Raw genomic sequence first — 4,416 nt, forward strand, 5'->3', positions numbered from 1 at the left:
CTCAAGATCGGCCCGCAGGTGGCGACGGCACTTGCCGCAAGCGGCGTCATCGGCCGCGCCATGCCGCAGGGCGATATTCTCGGCTTCGCGCCGCCGCTCTGCCTGACCCGCGAGGAAGCCGACATCGTCGTGTCGAAGACCGCCGATGCCGTGAAGAGCGTGTTTGCCAATCTCTGAGATCGACCGATGAATGCCATGATCAGAACCCTCCCCGCCACCATGGCCGCCGTGCTGCTCACCGGGCACGGCGGACCGGAAAAACTCGTCTACCGCAGCGATGTGAAAGTGCCCGGGCCCGCTCCCGGTGAAGTGCTGGTCAAGGTCAGCGCTTGCGGGATGAACAACACCGATGTCTGGGTGCGCCAGGGCGCCTATGGCACGGAGGAGGACGCTGCCGCCGTGTCGACATGGCGCCGCCAGGGCAACACGCTTGTTTTCCCGCGCATCCAGGGCACGGACACCGTCGGTATCGTCGCCGCCGTCGGCGAAGGCGTATCGCCGGACCGTATCGGCGAACGGGTGATGGTCGATTTCTCGATCTACAACCGCGACGACGATTCACTCGCCGACATCGATTATATGGGCCATGGCCGCGATGGCGGTTACGCCGAATACCAGGCCGTGCCGGCCGAGAACGCTCATGTCATCGACACCGACATGAGCGATATCGAACTCGCCACCTTCTGCTGCGCTTACCTCACCGGTGAACAGATGCTGGAGCGCGCCGCGCTCAAGGCCGGCGAGCGTGTGCTGGTCACAGGCGCCTCGGGTGGTGTCGGTTCGGGCATCGTGCAACTGGCACGGGCGCGCGGCGCCATTCCCTATGCGGTCGTCGGCAAGGGCAAGGAACAGGCGGTGCGCGACATCGGGGCCGAGGTTGTCATCACCCGTGGTGTTGCCGACCTGCCGCGAGCCGTGAACGAGGCGACCGGAGGCCAGCCGATCGACGTGGTGGCCGACCTCGTCGGCGGCGCCATCTTCAACGACCTGTTGCGTATTCTCAGGCCCGAGGGCCGTTACACTACCGCAGGCGCGATTGCCGGCCCGGTCGTGCAGTTCGATCTCAGGACCATGTACCTGAAGCAGTTGCAGCTGCATGGCTCAAGCCAGGGCACGCGCGCGGATTTCCGCCGCATCGTTGGCTACATCGAGGCGAGAAAGATCCGGCCGCTGGTCGGCGGCGTCTACAAGCTCTCCGATTTCCACCATGCGCAGGCGGATTTCATCGCCAAGGATTTCGTCGGCAAGCTGGTGGTGGTGCCGGATGCCATGTGGGGCTCGGCTGGCTGAACAACGCTCGTCTCAACCGTGCTGGGCCGCTCTCAGCAGCATGCCGAACAGGTCGCGCGGCTCGTCGGGGTCGGCCAGCATGTCGAGTTCCTGGTAGAGGCCAGTCGAGCGCAGCTGATCCCTGACATAGCGCAGCGCCGAAAAATCCTCGATGGCGAAGCCGACCGAATCGAACAGCGTGATCTGACCGGGATCGCGCCGGCCTTGTACGGCGCCCGACATCACCTGCCACAGCTCGATCACCTCATGATCCGGCGCAAGCTGCTGGATCTCGCCCTCGATGCGCGTCTGCGGCGGATATTCGACGAAGATATCGGAGCGCAGCAGGATATCGCGGTGCAGTTCGGTCTTGCCCGGACAGTCGCCGCCGACCGCGTTGATGTGCACGCCGGAGCCGACCATATTGTCGGTGAGGATGGTGGCGTACTGCTTGTCGGCGGTGACGGTGGTGATGATGTCGGCTCCCTCGACCGCCTCCTGCGCGGTGCCGCAGGCGACCATGTCGAAGCCGAGACCGGCGAGATTGCGGATGCATTTTTCGGTGGCAGTGCGGTCGATGTCGTAAAGCCTCAGCCTGTCGACGCCGAGCAGCGCCTTGAAGGCCACCGCCTGGAATTCGGCCTGGGCGCCGTTGCCGATCAGCGCCATGCAGCTGGAGCCGGCCGGCGCCAGGTATTTGGCGGCCAGAGCCGACATCGCCGCCGTGCGCAGTGCGGTCAGGATCGTCATTTCGGATAGCAAGACAGGATAGCCATTGTGGACATCGGCGAGCATGCCGAAAGCGGTCACCGTCTGGCGGCCTTCGCGCATGTTCTTGGGATGGCCGTTGACGTATTTGAAGCCGTAGACCTCGCCGTCGCTGGTCGGCATCAGCTCGATGACGCCCTCGGCGCTGTGCGAGGCGACGCGCGGCGTCTTGTCGAACAGCTCCCAGCGGCGGAAATCATCCTCGATGTAGCCGGCCAGTTCGACGAGGAAGCGCTCGACGCCGATCTTCAGCACCAGCTTCATCATATGATCGACGCTGACGAAGGGCACGATGTTGAGATTGGGGATCATTTTTTCTTATCCTTGCCGCATGCGGGCGGTCAGTCCTGGCGATGCGCGTTGTGCGCCTTCATCATCGCCGCCAGCGCCGGATCGTTTTGTTCCAGCGCCCCGATAGCTCCGCCCGTGTCGTAGAGGCGCTCATCCTGTCCCATCTTGAACTTGGCTTCGAGCCGTTCGATCGGCAGGTCAAACCCAAGGATATGCGGTATGCGCCGCTCCATGCCGCCTGGTCCCAGTTCGCGCATGCACCAGCGGTCGTCGCGCTCCTTCTCCAGCACGTCGACAAGCTGCAGGAGATGCCGGGCGGTGGCATGATCGTCGAGCGGCACCGGATGCCCATGACAATGCACGACAGCAAAATTCCAGGTCGGCGCGCTGTCGCGCACCGGATTGCGCGGATACCAGGACGGCGAGATGTAGCCATGCGGACCGTGAAAGATGGCGACCGTCTCCCTGCCCTCGGCGATCAGCGCGCTGTGCGGATTGGCCCTGGCGAGATGCGAGACCAGCGTTCCGTTTTCACCCCGCGCGCGATCGAGCACGAAGGGAAGATGCGAGACGACAAGACCCTGCGGTCCCGATGTCACCACCGCGGCGAAGGCCGCGGCCTCGATCAGGCCGAACACCTCGTCGCGCGACAGTGGCGCGAACTCGAGCTTGGTATACATCAGGTCAGCTTCGCTGGGCGCGAACCGCCGGGATCAGGCCTTGCGGGCGAACCAGCAGCACGGCGATGACGCCCGACAGCACGATGGCGTCGCGATAGGGCGCGATCGCTCCCGGCAGTGTCGCCTGCAACAGCACCTCGATGATGCCGAGCAGGAAGCCGCCGGCGACCGCACCGGGCAGGCTGCCGAGCCCGCCGACGACGGCGGCGATGAAGGCCTTCAACACCGGCGTAAAGCCCATCAGCGGATCGACCGAGGCACGCTGCGCCACCCACAGCATGGCCGCCAGCCCGGCCAGCAGGCCGGAGAGCAGGAAGGCGGTGGCGATGATGCGGCTGGCCGGAATGCCCATCAGGCGCACGACGTCGAAATCTTCCGCCGCGGCGCGCATCGCCGTGCCGGTCACCGAGCGGCGCAGGAAGACTTCCAGCGCAATCAGCGCCAGTGCGGAGACGACGATGGAGATGCTGGGACCGACGCCGATGGTGAAGTCGCCGAAGGAGAAGGCGCCGGTCATCCAGCTAGGCATGGCGACAGCTTGCGGCCGTGCCGAGATGCCGTTCTGGAAGACGACCTTCAGCAAGCTGGAAACCGCGAAGCTGGTCAACAGCAGGCTGGTGACGCTGGCGCCGCGCATGGGCCTGAAGGCGATACGCTCCATGGCGACGGCGGCGAGCGCGCCGCAGGAGACGGCGACAAGCACCGCCACCGGGAACGGGAAGCCGAGCACCAGCGAGGCCAGAAGCGCATAGCCCGACAGCGTCATCAGCTCGCCATGGGCGAAGTTGATGAGGCCGACGATGGAAAAGACGATCGCCAGCCCGAGCGCCAGCAGGGCATAGACGCCGCCGAGGCTCACCGCATTGATGATCTGCTGCGCGATCATGCTTCTTAAGCTCCCAGATAGGCTTGGCGGACGAGGTCCGATGAAGCGAGTTCTTTTGCCGTGCCCGACAGCACCACCTCGCCATTGGCGAGCACAACGGCGCGGTCGGCGATTTCGAGCGCCAGCGCCACATTCTGTTCGACCAGCAGGATGGTCAGGCCCTTGCGGCGCAGTTCGGCGATCAGGTCGAAGACGGTGTCGATCAGTTGCGGGGCAAGGCCGAGCGAGGGCTCGTCGAGCAGGATCATGCGCGGCTTGCCCATCAGCGCGCGGGCGATGGCCAGCATCTGCTGTTCGCCGCCCGACAGATTGCCGCCCTTGACGCGGTGGTAGCGGCGCAGGATCGGGAACAACTCCAGCATCTCCTCCTCGCGCAGCCTTGCCTCGGCCGCCGGCTGATGCACTGCGCCGCCGAGACGCAGATTGTCGGCCACCGTCAGGCTGGCGAAGATACGGCGGCCTTCTGGAACCAGCGCGACGCCCTTGCGGGCAATCGCCTCCGGCGCCAGGCCGGTGATGTCG

Annotated in this window: 5 protein-coding genes and 1 pseudogene; 2 read left to right on the plus strand and 4 right to left on the minus strand. The window is 65.3% G+C overall.

All coding sequences use genetic code 11. The features are described from left to right. Nucleotides 1-177: pseudogene (locus EN964_RS38805) on the plus strand (aspartate aminotransferase family protein); the annotation flags it as partial. A 9-nt stretch (nucleotides 178-186) separates the two neighbouring features. Further along, nucleotides 187-1,290, plus strand: a complete 1,104-nt coding sequence (locus EN964_RS26135) for an alcohol dehydrogenase family protein (RefSeq protein ID WP_127269892.1) — start codon at nucleotides 187-189, stop codon at nucleotides 1,288-1,290. 12 nt (nucleotides 1,291-1,302) lie between these two features. Here the strand turns inward: EN964_RS26135 and EN964_RS26140 are convergent, their stop codons facing one another. The 4 genes from EN964_RS26140 to EN964_RS26155 form a co-directional block, all read right to left on the minus strand. Beyond that, on the minus strand, nucleotides 1,303-2,349 hold the full coding sequence (locus EN964_RS26140) for an ornithine cyclodeaminase (RefSeq protein WP_127269890.1): 1,047 nt from the start codon (nucleotides 2,347-2,349) through the stop codon (nucleotides 1,303-1,305). Between the two features lie 29 nt (nucleotides 2,350-2,378). After that, on the minus strand, nucleotides 2,379-3,008 hold the full coding sequence (locus tag EN964_RS26145; RefSeq protein WP_127269888.1) for an FMN-binding negative transcriptional regulator: 630 nt from the start codon (nucleotides 3,006-3,008) through the stop codon (nucleotides 2,379-2,381). Between the two features lie 4 nt (nucleotides 3,009-3,012). Continuing rightward, on the minus strand, nucleotides 3,013-3,894 hold the full coding sequence (locus tag EN964_RS26150; protein ID WP_127269886.1) for a branched-chain amino acid ABC transporter permease: 882 nt from the start codon (nucleotides 3,892-3,894) through the stop codon (nucleotides 3,013-3,015). 5 nt (nucleotides 3,895-3,899) lie between these two features. Next, nucleotides 3,900-4,416 (minus strand): ABC transporter ATP-binding protein (locus EN964_RS26155; RefSeq protein WP_127276909.1); only part of this gene is annotated, 517 nt, incomplete at its 5' end.

This window comes from Mesorhizobium sp. M7A.F.Ca.CA.001.10.2.1 (genome assembly GCF_003998575.1).
Classification (GTDB): domain Bacteria; phylum Pseudomonadota; class Alphaproteobacteria; order Rhizobiales; family Rhizobiaceae; genus Mesorhizobium.

What these genes read in the sequence shown, in the direction of transcription:
- EN964_RS26135 (WP_127269892.1), top strand. Translation starts at nt 187, where the DNA reads ATGAATGCCATGATCAGAACCCTCCCCGCCACCATGGCCGCCGTGCTG.
- EN964_RS26145 (WP_127269888.1), bottom strand. Translation starts at nt 3,008, where the DNA reads ATGTATACCAAGCTCGAGTTCGCGCCACTGTCGCGCGACGAGGTGTTC.
- EN964_RS26140 (WP_127269890.1), bottom strand. Translation starts at nt 2,349, where the DNA reads ATGATCCCCAATCTCAACATCGTGCCCTTCGTCAGCGTCGATCATATG.
- EN964_RS26150 (WP_127269886.1), bottom strand. Translation starts at nt 3,894, where the DNA reads ATGATCGCGCAGCAGATCATCAATGCGGTGAGCCTCGGCGGCGTCTAT.